The sequence below is a fragment of the Sphingobacterium sp. UBA1498 genome (assembly GCF_002325125.1).
Classification (GTDB): Bacteria; Bacteroidota; Bacteroidia; order Sphingobacteriales; family Sphingobacteriaceae; genus Sphingobacterium.
Genome location: NZ_DCRG01000026.1, coordinates 173,911 through 188,105 on the forward strand (window position 1 = coordinate 173,911; position 14,195 = coordinate 188,105).

Annotated in this window: 12 protein-coding genes; 4 read left to right on the top strand and 8 right to left on the bottom strand. The window is 37.7% G+C overall.

Going from position 1 to position 14,195, the window contains the following annotated elements; translation table 11 throughout:
• Positions 1-24: 24 nt before the first annotated feature.
• On the bottom strand, positions 25-1,077 hold the full coding sequence (locus B3139_RS15860) for a sugar phosphate isomerase/epimerase family protein (protein ID WP_293884554.1): 1,053 nt from the start codon (positions 1,075-1,077) through the stop codon (positions 25-27).
• A 345-nt stretch (positions 1,078-1,422) separates the two neighbouring features.
• Here B3139_RS15860 and B3139_RS15865 point away from each other — a divergent pair, with 345 nt between their 5' ends.
• A complete protein-coding gene (locus tag B3139_RS15865) occupies positions 1,423-3,111 on the top strand; it encodes a GMC oxidoreductase (RefSeq protein ID WP_293884555.1) in 1,689 nt (562 codons plus the stop codon).
• Between the two features lie 29 nt (positions 3,112-3,140).
• On the opposite strand, the gene B3139_RS15870 is transcribed toward B3139_RS15865, so the two are convergent.
• The 4 genes from B3139_RS15870 to B3139_RS15885 form a co-directional block, all read right to left on the bottom strand.
• Entirely contained in the window at positions 3,141-3,683 is a 543-nt protein-coding gene (locus B3139_RS15870; protein ID WP_293884556.1) for a hypothetical protein, read from the bottom strand.
• A gap of 150 nt (positions 3,684-3,833) precedes the next feature.
• Entirely contained in the window at positions 3,834-4,544 is a 711-nt protein-coding gene (locus B3139_RS15875; protein WP_293884557.1) for a LytR/AlgR family response regulator transcription factor, read from the bottom strand.
• Positions 4,537-5,712 (bottom strand): sensor histidine kinase, encoded by a 1,176-nt coding sequence (locus B3139_RS15880; RefSeq protein ID WP_293884558.1) that lies wholly within the window; start codon positions 5,710-5,712, stop codon positions 4,537-4,539. The genes B3139_RS15875 and B3139_RS15880 overlap by 8 nt, the downstream gene beginning before the upstream one ends.
• A 61-nt stretch (positions 5,713-5,773) precedes the next feature.
• Positions 5,774-8,176 carry an outer membrane beta-barrel family protein gene (locus tag B3139_RS15885; protein ID WP_293884559.1) on the bottom strand — a complete coding sequence of 801 codons (2,403 nt, stop codon included), beginning with the start codon at positions 8,174-8,176 and terminating at the stop codon, positions 5,774-5,776.
• Between the two features lie 249 nt (positions 8,177-8,425).
• Between B3139_RS15885 and B3139_RS15890 the strand changes: the two genes are divergently transcribed.
• Positions 8,426-9,448, top strand: coding sequence for a bestrophin family protein (locus B3139_RS15890; RefSeq protein WP_209579183.1), 1,023 nt, complete (start codon positions 8,426-8,428; stop codon positions 9,446-9,448).
• Positions 9,449-9,452: 4 nt separating this feature from the next.
• On the opposite strand, the gene B3139_RS15895 is transcribed toward B3139_RS15890, so the two are convergent.
• Positions 9,453-9,911 carry an Lrp/AsnC family transcriptional regulator gene (locus B3139_RS15895; protein WP_293884560.1) on the bottom strand — a complete coding sequence of 153 codons (459 nt, stop codon included), beginning with the start codon at positions 9,909-9,911 and terminating at the stop codon, positions 9,453-9,455.
• Positions 9,912-10,055: 144 nt separating this feature from the next.
• Here B3139_RS15895 and B3139_RS15900 point away from each other — a divergent pair, with 144 nt between their 5' ends.
• Together B3139_RS15900 and B3139_RS15905 are read left to right on the top strand one after the other, a co-directional pair.
• Complete coding sequence (locus tag B3139_RS15900) at positions 10,056-11,258, top strand: aminotransferase class I/II-fold pyridoxal phosphate-dependent enzyme (RefSeq protein ID WP_293884561.1); 1,203 nt, start codon at positions 10,056-10,058, stop codon at positions 11,256-11,258.
• Between the two features lie 194 nt (positions 11,259-11,452).
• Positions 11,453-12,634, top strand: coding sequence for a metallophosphoesterase (locus B3139_RS15905; RefSeq protein ID WP_293884562.1), 1,182 nt, complete (start codon positions 11,453-11,455; stop codon positions 12,632-12,634).
• A 50-nt stretch (positions 12,635-12,684) separates the two neighbouring features.
• Here B3139_RS15905 and B3139_RS15910 read toward each other — a convergent pair whose 3' ends face one another.
• Both B3139_RS15910 and B3139_RS15915 read right to left on the bottom strand, forming a co-directional pair.
• On the bottom strand, positions 12,685-13,269 hold the full coding sequence (locus tag B3139_RS15910; protein WP_209579187.1) for a hypothetical protein: 585 nt from the start codon (positions 13,267-13,269) through the stop codon (positions 12,685-12,687).
• A 219-nt stretch (positions 13,270-13,488) separates the two neighbouring features.
• On the bottom strand, positions 13,489-14,055 hold the full coding sequence (locus B3139_RS15915; protein ID WP_293884563.1) for a YceI family protein: 567 nt from the start codon (positions 14,053-14,055) through the stop codon (positions 13,489-13,491).
• Positions 14,056-14,195 lie beyond the last annotated feature (140 nt).

Consider the following 14,195-nt stretch of genomic DNA (forward strand, 5'->3'; position numbering starts at 1 on the left):
TTTATAATGACGAGATCATTTATTTTACAAACCCAATAGTTTGCGATTGAGGCTATCATTTGTTTCTACTGCCGCGAAATTATCGAATGCCTTATCGGTAACCCGTATAATATAGTCTTTAATGTGCAGGGCACCTTCCCGAGCACCATCTTCAGCATTTTTAAATGCGCACTCCCATTCGAGTACAGCCCAGCCTTTAAAATCATACTGTGTAAGTTTGGTAAATATGGCTTTAAAGTCCACTTGTCCATCGCCAATTGATCTAAATCTACCAGCTCTGGCTTGCCAGTTCTGGTAGCCACCATACACACCCTGACGGCCAGAAGGTGTAAATTCAGCATCTTTAACATGAAACATCTTAATTCGCTCGTGATAGATGTCAATAAATTCGAGGTAATCGAGGCATTGAAGGACAAAATGGGAGGGATCATAAAGGATGTTTGCCCGTTTGTGATTATTTACGTTTTCGAGAAATAGGTCGAAAGTAACACCATCGTGCAAGTCTTCGCCCGGATGTAATTCATAACAGAGATCGACATCATACTGCTCGCATTCATCGAGTATGGGTAACCATAATTTGGCAAGTTCCGCAAATCCTGTCTCAATCAGGTTGGCTGGCCTTTGTGGCCAAGGGTATATAAATGGCCACAATAATGCGCCACTAAAGGTTGCTAATGCTTTCAGTCCAAGATTATGAGAGGCCTGTACGGCATATTTTAATTGTTGTATGGCCCACTGTTGTCGGGCTTGAGGATCGTGATGTACCTGCTGTGGTGCAAAAGCATCAAAGAGATCATCAAAACTTGGGTTTACAGCGATTAGTTGCCCTTGAAGATGGGTTGAGAGTTCCGTGATTTCCAATCCATAGGACTGTACTTTAGCTTTTAGGTCGAGTGCATAGCTTTTATCGCACGCTGCTTTTTCTAGATCAATAAAACGAGCATCTAAGGTTGGCAACTGAATACCTTTATAGCCGAGCGCTGAGGCCCATTGGCAGATATTTTCTAAGGAATTAAACGGGGGTTCATCGCCGATAAATTGTGCGAGAAAGATGGCAGGACCTTTAATTGTTGTCATATTTATTACGTTTAGAAAAGACCATATCTCAGACTGAAAAGATTTATATTCTGATTAGTTTGAAGCAATGATTTAGTCTCTAGTTTATACTATTATAATCTGGTTATTCAAGTTACGTACTTGTTTAATACAATATTACAAAAATTCGCAACCGGTTGCAATTAAATCAAAAAAAAACCTTAAACTTGTTTAGGGAGTCTATTCTACTTTGGTGGTGGGGCGGATAAGCCCTCGGTGCAGGGTAAGTTTACCGACAAACTTTGCAATGTTTTATGTTGGAAAATAACTCATTTTTAAAAGGGAGTTTTCCAACAAGTAATAACCAATTAAACCAACTACAACTACATGGCTAATAATGTATATGATGCTATTGTCATCGGGTCTGGAATCACTGGTGGCTGGGCAGCGAAGGAACTAACAGAGCGGGGCCTTAAAACCATAATGTTAGAAAGAGGACGCAATATTGAACATATTAAAGATTATCCATCCCCCAACAAAGATCCATGGGATTTTCCACATAGTGGCCGTGTACCATTGGATATTGCGCAGCACTATTTGCCATTTGGAATTAAAAATCAATGGATAAACGAAGGAAATATTGATTTCTGGACCAATGAAACTGAAAGTCCATATAAGGAAATAAAACCCTTTAATTGGTTCAGAGGTTATCAGGTTGGAGGGCGGTCGCTTATGTGGGGGCGGCAGAGTTATCGTTTGTCGGATATTGATTTTGAAGCTAATAGCAAAGATGGTTACGGTATAGATTGGCCTGTACGTTATCGGGAAATAGCGCCCTGGTACAGTTACGTAGAGAAATTTGCCGGCATCTCTGGTAATAAAGACGGAATAGCAGTGCTGCCCGACGGTGACTTTATGCCGCCGATGGATATGAACGTTGTGGAAAAAGATCTTGCTGCACGACTGAAATTGCATTACCAAGGCAAACGGCATTTTATAATTGGTAGGGTCGCCAACATAACAGTTCCGCATCATAACCGCATTAATTGCCAATACCAAAATAAATGCTGGCTTGGCTGTAATTTTGGCGCTTATTTTAGCACACAATCTGCAACATTACCTGCTGCGATGAAAACAGGGAAATTAACGTTACGTCCATTTGCCATCGTAAAGAATATTATTTATGACCCTGATACGCAGCGAGCTAAAGGAGTTGAAATAGTTGATGCGGAAACGAATCAGACGTATGAATATTTTGCCAAAATTGTTTTTGTATGTGCGTCGACTTTAAATTCCACCTGGTTATTAATGAATTCCGCTACTAATATATGGGAACATGGTCTCGGAAGTAGCAGTGGGGAGCTGGGGCATAATTTAATGGATCACATGTTAAATAGTGGTGCTGGCGGAAGCGTAGAGGGATTTGAAGACAAATATATTTTTGGACGAAGGGCTAATGGATTATATGTTCCCCGATTCGTTAATGTTCCCGGAGATCGTACGAAGAGAGATTATGTTCGTGGTTTTGGTTATCAGGGCGGTGCTTCAAGGCCACAATGGACGGGTGAGGTGGACAATATGAGCGTGGGCGGGGCCTGGAAAGATGCTATTACTGAGCCTGGCGGCTGGAAAATTGGATTCACTGCTTTCGGGGAAATACTGCCATACCACGATAATAGAGTCGTATTGGATTCGTCTATTCGCGATAAATGGGGACTTCCTGTATTAGCAATAGATGCAGCGATCAAGGAGAACGAGCGGAAGATAAGACGCGATGCCAGTAATGAAATGGTGGAAATGTTAACATCAATTGGTGTCAAAGATGTAAAGACCTACGATAATGGGTTCAGTATGGGGCAGGGAATTCACGAAATGGGAACAGCACGAATGGGCAATGATCCAAAAACATCCGTATTGAACAAATTTAATCAAGTATGGGATGCAAAAAATGTTTTTGTGACAGATGGGGCATTTATGACTTCTTCATCATGTGTGAATCCATCACTAACGTATATGGCATTTACCGCAAGGGCGGTAGATTTTGCCGTCAATGAGCTAAAAAAAGGAAATCTTTAATCTTTTCAAATTCTACCGCCCCCGTTAGCTTAATTGACTGCGGGGTCAATTAGTGAAGTGGTTAAACTCATAAACTTTAAAAGATTTTTGTTATCAAAGATTAGCGTTGTAAAATGCGTTCCCGTTTTCATGGTCAGGCTAGTACCGCCAGGGTAAGCGCTTCCATCATCAAGCATCTTCTGTTTGACTTCGTGACGACTGAATTTTGAGAGCGCATCCTGGAGGGTTGTTTTGTTCATTGCTAGATCGAAAGGTAGCCCCTCGACAACCAAAAACTTATCTTCAGGAATATCAAAAAAAAGTTCATTAACAGTTTTGTCATCGCCGTAATTGCTATACAGTTCTAAACCAGATTTAGTGATCCATTTTGCATACTTTTCCTCATTGGCATCTTCATAAAACTCCGTTTTGACATCCAACGCCGTAGCAATTTTATCCACTGTCTGCGGAAATATAAATTCTCGATTTTTATTTAACATGGTCCGTAGATCCACTTTGTTTTGGGCAAAAGCAGTTGTCGCAAGCAGTAGAGGAATCATGTTTAATGCGAAGCCTTTTATTTTTATCATCATCTTGTTGTGTATTTGAAGTTTTATATTTCAATGCAATTAAAATAATTAAACGGATAAAAATATACAATAGTATACTATATCTTTTTTTTAAAATCCACTAGACGTTCACCTATGGAGATTCAGATAGATAATGGGATTGTATTCTATTATTTAATTTAGCCCCAAAAGTGAATATAATAGGTCTTTTTTATTGCTGGCGATAGGAATAATTTTTCCATTCGAAAGCTGAACGATATTTCCATTTAGCGACTGAATATAATCTGTATTGACAATGAATGCTCTGTGAATTCGAAAGAAACTGGAATTGTGTAAAATTTCTTCCATGGCTTTCAAGGTGGATAATGTCTGGTTCGTACCATTAAGCGTGACAATGGTCAGGTAATTGCCCTGAGCCTCGATATAAACAATATCCTTTAGCATTAATCTGATAAACTTACTTTCACTTTTTATGAAAATTCGATCTGTTTTTACGGGACTATTTTTTAGCTTTTTAAGCGTATCTAGTTGTTCCTTTACTCTATTTACAGCCTTTAAAAACCGATCGAAACGAACCGGCTTAATGAGGTAATCCGCCGCTCCTTTTTCAAATCCGTCAATGGCAAAATGCCGATGTGCTGTGATAAAAATAAAGATGGGTTGCTGCGCTAGGGTTTCCAATAGGTCTAAGCCCGTCAACTTGGGCATTTCAATATCACTAAACACCAAATCAATGGGATTATCTTGCAAGAAGCTCATGGCCTCGACTGGCTTTCCGAATGTTTTTCTCAGTTCCAGAAAGGGTATTTGATTGACGAAATCCGTAATGAGTTCAATTCCTAAAGGCTCGTCATCAATGACGATGCAGCTATACTTTTCAATCATGCTGTAATGTGATATTTAATACAACTTTAAATTCACCGCCAGTATCTGTGATTTGGAGATCGCTCTTTGTCGGATAAATGAGATGGAGGCGTTTTCTTAAATTTTTAATACCGATACCTTTAGACGGAGCTATTTTTGTTCTATCTAAATTATCATAGTCATTTTTAATTTCAAAAATAAATTGATCTTTGGTAATGCTAATAAAAAGTTGGACAAATGAGTCCTCTTCATTTTTAAGTCCGTATTTAAAGGCGTTTTCGATTAGATTAAATGTCAATAATGGCGCAATTGTTAGGCAAGCAGCATGCTGTCGGCCTTCGATTTTCAATACAATTTTATAGTTTTGCGGATGCCGCATTTTTTCCAGTGAGAAGTAATTCTCAATAAAATCGAGCTCTTTGCTTAAGGAGACATATTCTGTATCCGAGTCATATAACGTGTATCCCATTATTTCGGATAAATTTAAAACAACCTCCGGCGCTGTTGGATCTTTTTTCATGGTCAAACGATAGAGATTATTAAGCGTATTGAATAGAAAATGTGGATTAAGTTGAGCTTTCAGAAAGTCCTTTTCTACTTGGATGTTTTCCAGTGACAACTTTAACTTCTGCTCTTGAATTCGCATCCTGTCTTTGTTTATTCTTCTCATATCAATTAATATTTTGGTAAAGAAAAAAGGAGACATCGAATAGATAGCAGATAATGCATTTAATGCAATCACCTTGAAACTGAAAACTGACCAAAGATTCGGAATGAAGTTTTTTTCTTTGCCCATTAATGGGTATAAATTAGATAGGTCATAACCATATTTGTAGGCTAGTACATAAAAAAGATTATTAATAAATAACCAAATAAAAATACATACCGGCGATGCTACAAACGGTAATATCCATAATTTTGAATTTCGCGCATAGGGTATGATCCAATAAAAAAAGAGATAAAATACAACAAGTGATGAAATCAGGACGCGGATCGATAAAAATAAGGATTGATTTGGCGGAATTGCTAACACATAGTAGTAGTTGCAGAACAGGAGCACCGTAAATATGAACCACATACCAAAATGTAACATGATTCGAACACTCGGCGTATAAAATGTTTCAATATTCTTTGTTTTAACGAAGGGATCTACCTGAGCGATAAATTTGGCAAGCTTATACTTTTTCATTGACCCTTATTTATTTTAATTTAGTAGCTCGTTGAGCTGCAAAGATAAAAATTGTTAACATTTATAATCTTCCGTTTTCCTCCATATTACTAGATTCCATTTTTTTCGCCTTAAACGCCGTGCCTTTTTTGAAATTATATAGTAAGGAGATGGAGCAAACCCGTGATTGTTCTTTGTGACTTATCCAAATTTTAGTATCGTTGAAATAACTTGTTGCTGTATAGTTATTCGTATAAAAGATATCACTGATGCTTGCCTTGGCCACCAATTTATCTTTAATAAACTTTTTTTGGATCCCTAAATCTACCGACCCTATGGCTTTAGTTATAATATTTCCAATTAACATTTGAGGTGTATAGAATGCATTTATATTAATACTATAGCCTTTGCCACATGTAATTTCCTGTTCCGTCTGTACGAGGAAAGAGGCTTTTTTTAAATTAAAGTTTGGAGAAGTGGAGCGGGTATGTGTGAACAGAATGGTATTCGTACTTGACCAGAAGGACAAGAAGTTTACCGGCACACTGATGGTAGCGGTCAATACCTTTTGAGTACCGACGTTGTCTTTAATGACGGTCAATAGCTCTTCTTGTGCCTGGTTGCGGATGATTTGTGATATGGCGTTTTTTGTCTGTGAATAATTTAATGCACTATAGTACTTTTCCTTCCACAACCCACCAATTTCTATTGAATTTGTAAATTGTGGTCTCAAATAGGGGTTTCCTGTTTGCACGGAATAATTATCTATATAATATTTATATGGATTCAAATCAAAGTATGAAGGACGTCTAATTCTTCGATTGTAGGAAAAAGTAAGGTAGTTGCTTCCTTCCATATTTAGATCTTTCTTCAGAAAGATGCTTGGAAACCAATTAAAATAATGTTGTGAAAGATCTGCCTGCTGTGCTCCCCAAAGTCGTCCCTGAACGATGGATTTCTCGCCTCTAAGTCCCAATTGATAATCAATTTTTGCCCATTTTCCCGTGTAATTTGCGTAGGTTGCATAAATTCTTTCTTTATAAGCGAATTCGAAATCGAGCGCTGGACTTGGCGTCCAATGTTGATCGAAGACCTGATAATTATTGGTGTTTATGATATCTGTCGCTGTAGACTTTAAGCCAATAGATAAGTTGTTTCCGTTTTTTACTATCCAGTTGTATTTCGCTTCGCCCGTAAATATTTTTGCTGTACTTGGATAATCTAATCTAAACAACGTATCGCTAATCACGCTACCTGTTGCATTCCAATCCGTGCTGTTGCTGATACTATTTCCAGTGCGTTTATTATGCGTATAATCGGCGATTATAGTGACTTTAGAGTGTAAACTGTCTGTTTCCCGAGCATAATTGAATCCAAGGTTTTGATAATTGGATTTCGATTCGGAAGGAAAACTGCCCGACGAAATGATATTTTTAGCTGGATCTTCGTAGCGCACTGTCGCACGGGCGGCGGAGGGCCCCGTAAAATTACTGTATTGGCCCGTGTAGGCTAATCCGAAAGATTCCCTTTTCGAGCGATCATATGTCACAACTGTTCTTATTCGGCTATTATTGTTTGTTTGTGTATTGTCTGTTGTTTGACTGTATAGACCATTATTGGGAAAGTTTCTCTGTTGTTTTAGTTCTTCATAGGATTTAGCGTGAGCGTAAGCATAGCTTGCGGTTAAACCAATTTTGCCCTTTCGATAATTTAAAGCGGTGTAAGGATTGTATGAGGCATATTTTCCGAGGCCTAGTCCATAGTCATTACCGATATAGCCATTGATTCCTTGCTTATCGTTTTTCTTCAAAATAATATTAATTATGCCACCGCTGCCTTCTGCATCAAATTCCGCTGAGGGATGCGCCATGATTTCAATGCTTTGGATATCACTGGAACGTAATGACTGAAGGTAATTCTTAAGATCGCTTCCTGCCAGATTAATACTTTTTCCGTCTACAAGAATGCGTGTGCCCATTATCCCGTTAATTGAAATTTGGCCGTTATTAACAAACACTCCTGGTGCTATTTTAAGCAAATCTAATGCTGATTTTCCAACAGCATTGGCTGTTTGCCCCACATTCATGATGAGACGGTCGATTTTTCGCTGTATGATCGGTCTGCGACGGTTTACCGTTACTTCATCTAGCACGAGGTTGGTTAAGCGTGATTTGGGAACTACAAATGCCATGGTTTCATTCGATTCCTTAATATCGATTTTTTGCTGCATTTTGAGTATTTTTTCAATATGAACTGAAGCGAGGTATGTTCCTTTTTCGTTGATGAATAACTGAAAGTTTCCATACTCATCGGCTATTTTCTCTATTGATGTATCTTTCATTGCATGTAATGGCTTAAATGAAACGGTCGCGTAGGGGACTGGATTTCCAGATTGATCGGAGACCTTTCCGATGACTGTGCTTTGAGCGAATAGCAAACTGTTAGTGAAAAATGTGATAAGAGTTACTACTATTAATTTGTTCATAAGTTTCGAATAATTACCCAAAGCTATATTCAACGATGTTTTTATTCAATTTTTTGGGATATATATTGGTTTTTTCGGGACGAAAGGAGTAAATTTAATGATAAGCTATTTTGAAATCTAAAGCTTTAGTTTTAATAATATGGCAAAGCTTTAGAAATAATTGCCTCGAAAACAAATTGGTGTATTGAACAGTTATAAATTAAGTGTACTTTCACAGCGTTTTTTAATAATGAAAGATATCCATTCTTTATGATCACAACCAAATATTTCAACTATAGGCAAATATTCAATTTAGCAGGGGCACATTTGATATGGCTTACACTTTGGTGCTCACTCGTGGCGGTTATCTATTATTTTTTTAACTGGCAGTGGATGATAATTCCGTGGGTTCCCTTGGCATTGATCGGGACGGCTGAAGCATTCTACGTTGGTTTTAAAAACAATCAGGCCTATGATCGACTTTGGGAAGCCCGAAAAATTTGGGGTTCAATTGTTAATTCTAGCCGGTCATTTACAGCTATGTTATATGCCTTTAACACCGAAAATGGTGATTCTACCGATTTAGTAGAACGGAGAAAAAGGATTGCTTACCGTCATATTGCCTGGCTGTATACGTTGAGGGAGCAATTGTTGGTCCCAACGGAATGGGAGCACATTAGTTTGAAAAAATATATTGGTTCTATGAATGTTAAAAGAAACAGACTTATAAAGGCTGGTTTTCCTGATTACAGTAGGACATCTATTTTTTTGAATAAATATCTTTCTACTGCGGAATTCAATGCACAGCGTCAATACAAAAACTTTGCGACATATTTGATTTCCCAACAAGCTAGGGAAGTAAATGCCTTGAAAAATGATAAGGTCATCTCTGATTTCAATCAAACTCAATTACAGAACTGTTTAAACCAATTTTATGATTATCAGGGGCAGGCAGAGAGAATCAAAAAATTTCCTTCGCCGCGGCAGTTTGCGAGTACAGCATTTGTGTTCAATGTTATTCTTATCATTCTGCTTCCATTGGGTTTAGTGAATGAATTTGCGAAATTGGGAGATTGGGGTATATGGACGAGTATTCCTTTTTGTGTGGTCATAGGATGGATTTATATTGTGATGGAACTGGTGGGTGACTATACCGAAAATCCTTTTGGAGGACTGATGTTTGATATACCGATGCTATCGATCTGTAGAACCATTGAGATTGATATGTTGCAGATCATAGGAGACGAAGATATTCCAGAGCCAATTGCTTCAAAAAATGGAGTTTTAGTTTAGGTTTCTACAGCATTATAGCTATGGTATTTTTGACTTCGGCGATCATAAATGAGCTATGCGTGCTTGCGATATGTTTTAGACTGGTCAATTTCGTTAACATAAAATTACGATAGTCTGCCATATCCTGCACACATATTTTTAATATATAGTCGAAATCTCCACTCACATGAAAGCATTCTGTTACTTCCTGAAGGTTCATAACCTCTTTTTCAAAATGTAAGATAAATTCTTTTTTATGTTGCACTAATTTAACGTGACATAATACCAAGAAATCTTTGTCTATTTTGCGTTTATCAAGTACTGCAACATATCCTTTAATAATTCCCGTATTTTCTAGTTTACGTACACGTTCGTAGACTGCTGTTGCTGATAAGTTAAGTTTGTGGGAAAGCTCTTTGGTTGTTTGTTTTGCGTCTTGTTGTAGGAGGAGCAGTAGTTTTCGGTCAATTTCATCGAAATGCATAGATTTATTTTTGGTTTAATGATTCTTTTTTTAAATCAAATAGATTTTTTCACTAACGATCCTTTATATGATAGATTTATACTCTAATATAGCTATAATTTATTGTAATCTAATTTAAAATTCCCCAATTTTAAAGATAAAGACATGGAAGATTTTAACGCTGCAAATGAAATTCAAGATTTGCAATATTTTGGTGAGTTTGGAGGTGTGAATCCGTCGATATCGGACAGTTCTACTTATACATTTCTTTCGGCTAAAACGATGTTTGATACGTTCGAAGGAAATGGGGAAGGATGTTATCTTTATTCGAGACATTCATCTCCAATGAATTTATACTTAGCGCAGGCATTGGCAAAAATGGAAAATACCGCTGCAGCTAATGTAACATCTTCTGGGATGGGGGCCATAACTACGGTTCTCTTACAGCTCTGTAAAAGTGGCGACCATATTATTTCAAGCAGGACGATCTATGGGGGAACGTATGCTTTCCTTAAAAATTTTCTCCCACCTTTCCAAATTGAGACGACATTTTTGGATATTGATGATTTCGAAGCATTAGAAAATTCGATAAGACCCAATACAAAAATTTTGTACTGTGAAAGTGTGAGCAATCCGTTGTTGCGTGTGGCGGATCTGAGGAGGTTATCGACTCTCTGTAAAAAGTATAAGCTAAAATTGATTGTTGACAACACCTTTTCTCCTTTGTCAATTTCACCTATACGGTTGGGCGCTGATATTGTCATTCATAGCTTAACAAAGTTTATCAACGGTAGCAGCGATAGCGTTGGTGGTGTGTATTGTGCAAGTCAGGAATTTATCGACGAAACCAAAAACGTGAATAGCGGAGCTTGCATGTTGATGGGACCAACAATGGACAGCCTACGCTCGGCGAGTATACTGAAGAATTTGCGCACACTTCATATACGGATGAAACAACATAGCTATAACGCCCTCTATTTAGCCGAGCGGTTTGAGCAAGATGGATTGAAGATTTCTTACCCTGGACTGAATTCTCACCCCAATCATGAGTTAATGAAGAGCATGATGCATGAGGCGTATGGATTTGGTGGTTTAATGACGGTGGACGTGGAAACGACTGAGAGAGCTAATGAGCTGATGGAGTTGATGCAGGCTGAGAATTTAGGATATCTTGCTGTGAGTTTAGGTTTTTACAAGACACTATTTTCCTGCTCGGGTAGTTCGACCTCATCTGAAATCCCTGAGCAGGAACGTTTAACGATGGGGATTTCAGATGGATTGATCAGATTCTCGATTGGTTTAGATGACGATATTGAGCGGACTTATAGGAAAATGAGGGCATGTATGCAAAAAGTTGGCATATTGTAATGATCATCACTTAGAAAAACTTTAAGACATTATGTCATGTTTTGAATGCATGGAAGGAAATTTCGCTATCAAATGGGGTTGAAATAGAATCAATTGTCACGAGCACATCAGTATTTCGAGCGTAAGCTGCTAGAGGTGCAACGATATATCTTTTGGCATATCATTAGCGGTTCAACATATGTATTTCGTACAATATGGCAAAAAGACTTCTATTCATTTTATTCCTATTCATCGTAGGGGATTTCTATTTTTTTCAGGCTTTCATTACCGTTGCTAAAAGTTCAGTTTTTCACAGCATATATTGGTGTCTGGATTTATTGTTGCTTCTTGGAGTTTTCGCTCTATTTTTCTTGCGGAAGGCAGGTTATGAAATCCAGCGGTCAGCGACCAGTTTGATTACGGCATTTTTGATTGTTTTTATACCTAAATTGATCGCTATTCCATTTTTGCTCCTCGAAGATCTTACGCGTATTTTCCGCTCTTATCCGCCGCGTAGTGTTCTTTTGAGCGAGATCGTCCTACTCTGTGCGGTGCTCATGCTACTGATTATTTTTTTCGGGCTAACGAGAGGTCGTTATTTTTATAGAGTACGAGAAGAAATTGTGAGTTTTCCAGATCTCCCGGAGGCGTTTAACGGCTTTAAAATTACGCAACTATCAGATATCCATTCCGGGAGTTTATCCGATATGAAAAGAGTGCGTAAAGGTATTGAGTTAGCGAATGCTCAGAACAGTGATCTTGTATTGTTTACTGGCGATTTGGTCAATAATAGGGCTTCTGAAATGGAGCCATGGGTTTCAGAATTTAATCGATTGCAAGCTCCTTTCGGCAAGTTTTCAGTTCTTGGAAATCACGATTATGGGGATTATGTGCAATGGGATAGTGTCGAGTCAAAAATTTCAAACCTGAATAGACTTAAGGAAATTCACCATGAAATGGGATTTAAATTATTACTGAATGAATCAATAGCAATTGAAAAGCAAGGAGATCGTATTTCTCTCATTGGCGTTGAAAATTGGGGTAAAGGTGGATTTCATCAGTACGGCGATCTTGCTAAGGCTACTATTGGATTGAATAAGGATACTTTCAAAATTTTGATGTCTCATGATCCTTCCCATTGGGATCATGTTACCTTGGCTCACGATCAACATGTCCATTTAACCCTCGCTGGGCATACACATGGTATGCAGTTTGGGATCGAATTGTTTGGATTTAAATGGAGTCCAATTCAATATTTCTACAAACAGTGGGCGGGGCTGTATCAAAAGCACGGGAAATATCTCTATGTCAATCGTGGATTTGGTTTTCACGGTTTGAGAGGTCGAATAGGGGTATGGCCTGAAATCACTGTTGTTACCTTGAGAAAAAGCGATTAGACGCAATAGATAGTCAAAAAAACGCTAGTAAGATATGCGTTCTAATAGGCTCATATCTTACTAATGGAAATATTACTGACGACCTCAAAATCTGACATTCGATAATCGTCGTCAAAGAATAACCCATTTATATACCGTTGTATGGGGTAGAATAAATCTGCGGGCGCGTTACCGAAAAAGGTTTTAAAATCATTCGGAATAGAATACAATTTATTGTATTGACCTTTCCCCAAGCTGATACCACCGATTTTTTTCAAATAACCGGTTATTTTGTGTTTATGTTGATCAGAAAATATTTCTGTTGTTTCGACAAAATAATCTTCAATATAAAAATTACGGATGTCCTGAAGTTTGAGGGCACTTTTTGGATCTGGTTTAATGCGTCTAGCGTAGGAGACATCCACTAAAGTGCAGCTGGCTTTTTGTACCTTTGAAACATCAATAAAATATCCTTCATCAACCATCAGATGTTTACTGTCTTTATATATCCCTAGCAGCATCTCATTGATCTCCCGGTCGGAGTAATCCGATATATTAGAAGATCTTCCTAACTTCTCAAATGCAAGGCCACTATTACTCCAATGTTTTCTAATTCTATTAAGCTCGTGCTGTTGAAAAGTTTTTATTTTCTCCATAAATACTTTGTATAATTTATCTTTAGGAATTTTAAAGATAAATCTAAAACTTCACTTTCGTTAATTTTCAAGGACGTTAAGTGTAATTTGAAACAAATCTAATTTAACAGAATCCACGTTTCATACGTTTAAAAAATATTAACGATCGAATTTCAGTGTATTTGGAGACTAGAAACAGTCTTATTAAGGGCATTTTATTGAGCCGCTACGCTGCAACAGCTATTTTGTTCCTTTAATCTGTATATCCAATGTGAACTCGTCGTCTATTGCTCGGTTGCCTAAATCGGAGAAGAAACTCGCAGAACGATACTGTATATCAAAATCCAAACGATTTACTTTTACGCCGACAGCTTCTGCGGCTAGACCATCTACCGTCGTGGTGACTTTTGCCGGAAATGATATTGATTTTGTTTTATTCTTGATCGTAAGATTACCTGTTATGATTGGGTTTGCTTTGCTATTGTCAACTTTACTGATGACAAATTTCGCGGTGGGATAGCTCGGGACATTAAAGAAATCTTCATTTTTTAAATGTCCCGTCAATTTGGGAGCATCAGTACACGCCATGGAATTCATATCTATTGTAAAGTTACCGGCTATGATTTTTCCTTTATCGGTTTGTATGCTGCCTTCTTGTAGATTTATAATTCCTACATGTCCACCGACGACTTTTTTGGCGCTCCATTTGATCTTCGAAGATTGGGTATTCACCTTGTAATCGATTTTTTGGGCAAAAGCCATAGATGTAAAGCAAAGAACAGCCAGCGTTAAATTGATTCTTTTCATTGAAATGATTTATATGTACTCAAATATACACGGTCTTTTGCTTAATGTATATGTTGAAACTTACTTTTTTGTTTGTCGAATGTCAATATTCCAATTCGGCTTCTTCATTCATCAGCATGACCTATTAACTTTACACCAGT

Excerpts from the sequence above, each read along its gene's own strand:
- B3139_RS15905 (WP_293884562.1), top strand. The coding sequence starts at position 11,453 with ATGGCAAAAAGACTTCTATTCATTTTATTCCTATTCATCGTAGGGGAT.
- B3139_RS15880 (WP_293884558.1), bottom strand. The coding sequence starts at position 5,712 with ATGAAAAAGTATAAGCTTGCCAAATTTATCGCTCAGGTAGATCCCTTC.
- B3139_RS15895 (WP_293884560.1), bottom strand. The coding sequence starts at position 9,911 with ATGCATTTCGATGAAATTGACCGAAAACTACTGCTCCTCCTACAACAA.
- B3139_RS15865 (WP_293884555.1), top strand. The coding sequence starts at position 1,423 with ATGGCTAATAATGTATATGATGCTATTGTCATCGGGTCTGGAATCACT.
- B3139_RS15910 (WP_209579187.1), bottom strand. The coding sequence starts at position 13,269 with ATGGAGAAAATAAAAACTTTTCAACAGCACGAGCTTAATAGAATTAGA.
- B3139_RS15915 (WP_293884563.1), bottom strand. The coding sequence starts at position 14,055 with ATGAAAAGAATCAATTTAACGCTGGCTGTTCTTTGCTTTACATCTATG.
- B3139_RS15875 (WP_293884557.1), bottom strand. The coding sequence starts at position 4,544 with ATGATTGAAAAGTATAGCTGCATCGTCATTGATGACGAGCCTTTAGGA.
- B3139_RS15900 (WP_293884561.1), top strand. The coding sequence starts at position 10,056 with ATGGAAGATTTTAACGCTGCAAATGAAATTCAAGATTTGCAATATTTT.
- B3139_RS15870 (WP_293884556.1), bottom strand. The coding sequence starts at position 3,683 with ATGATGATAAAAATAAAAGGCTTCGCATTAAACATGATTCCTCTACTG.
- B3139_RS15890 (WP_209579183.1), top strand. The coding sequence starts at position 8,426 with ATGATCACAACCAAATATTTCAACTATAGGCAAATATTCAATTTAGCA.
- B3139_RS15860 (WP_293884554.1), bottom strand. The coding sequence starts at position 1,077 with ATGACAACAATTAAAGGTCCTGCCATCTTTCTCGCACAATTTATCGGC.
- B3139_RS15885 (WP_293884559.1), bottom strand. The coding sequence starts at position 8,176 with ATGAACAAATTAATAGTAGTAACTCTTATCACATTTTTCACTAACAGT.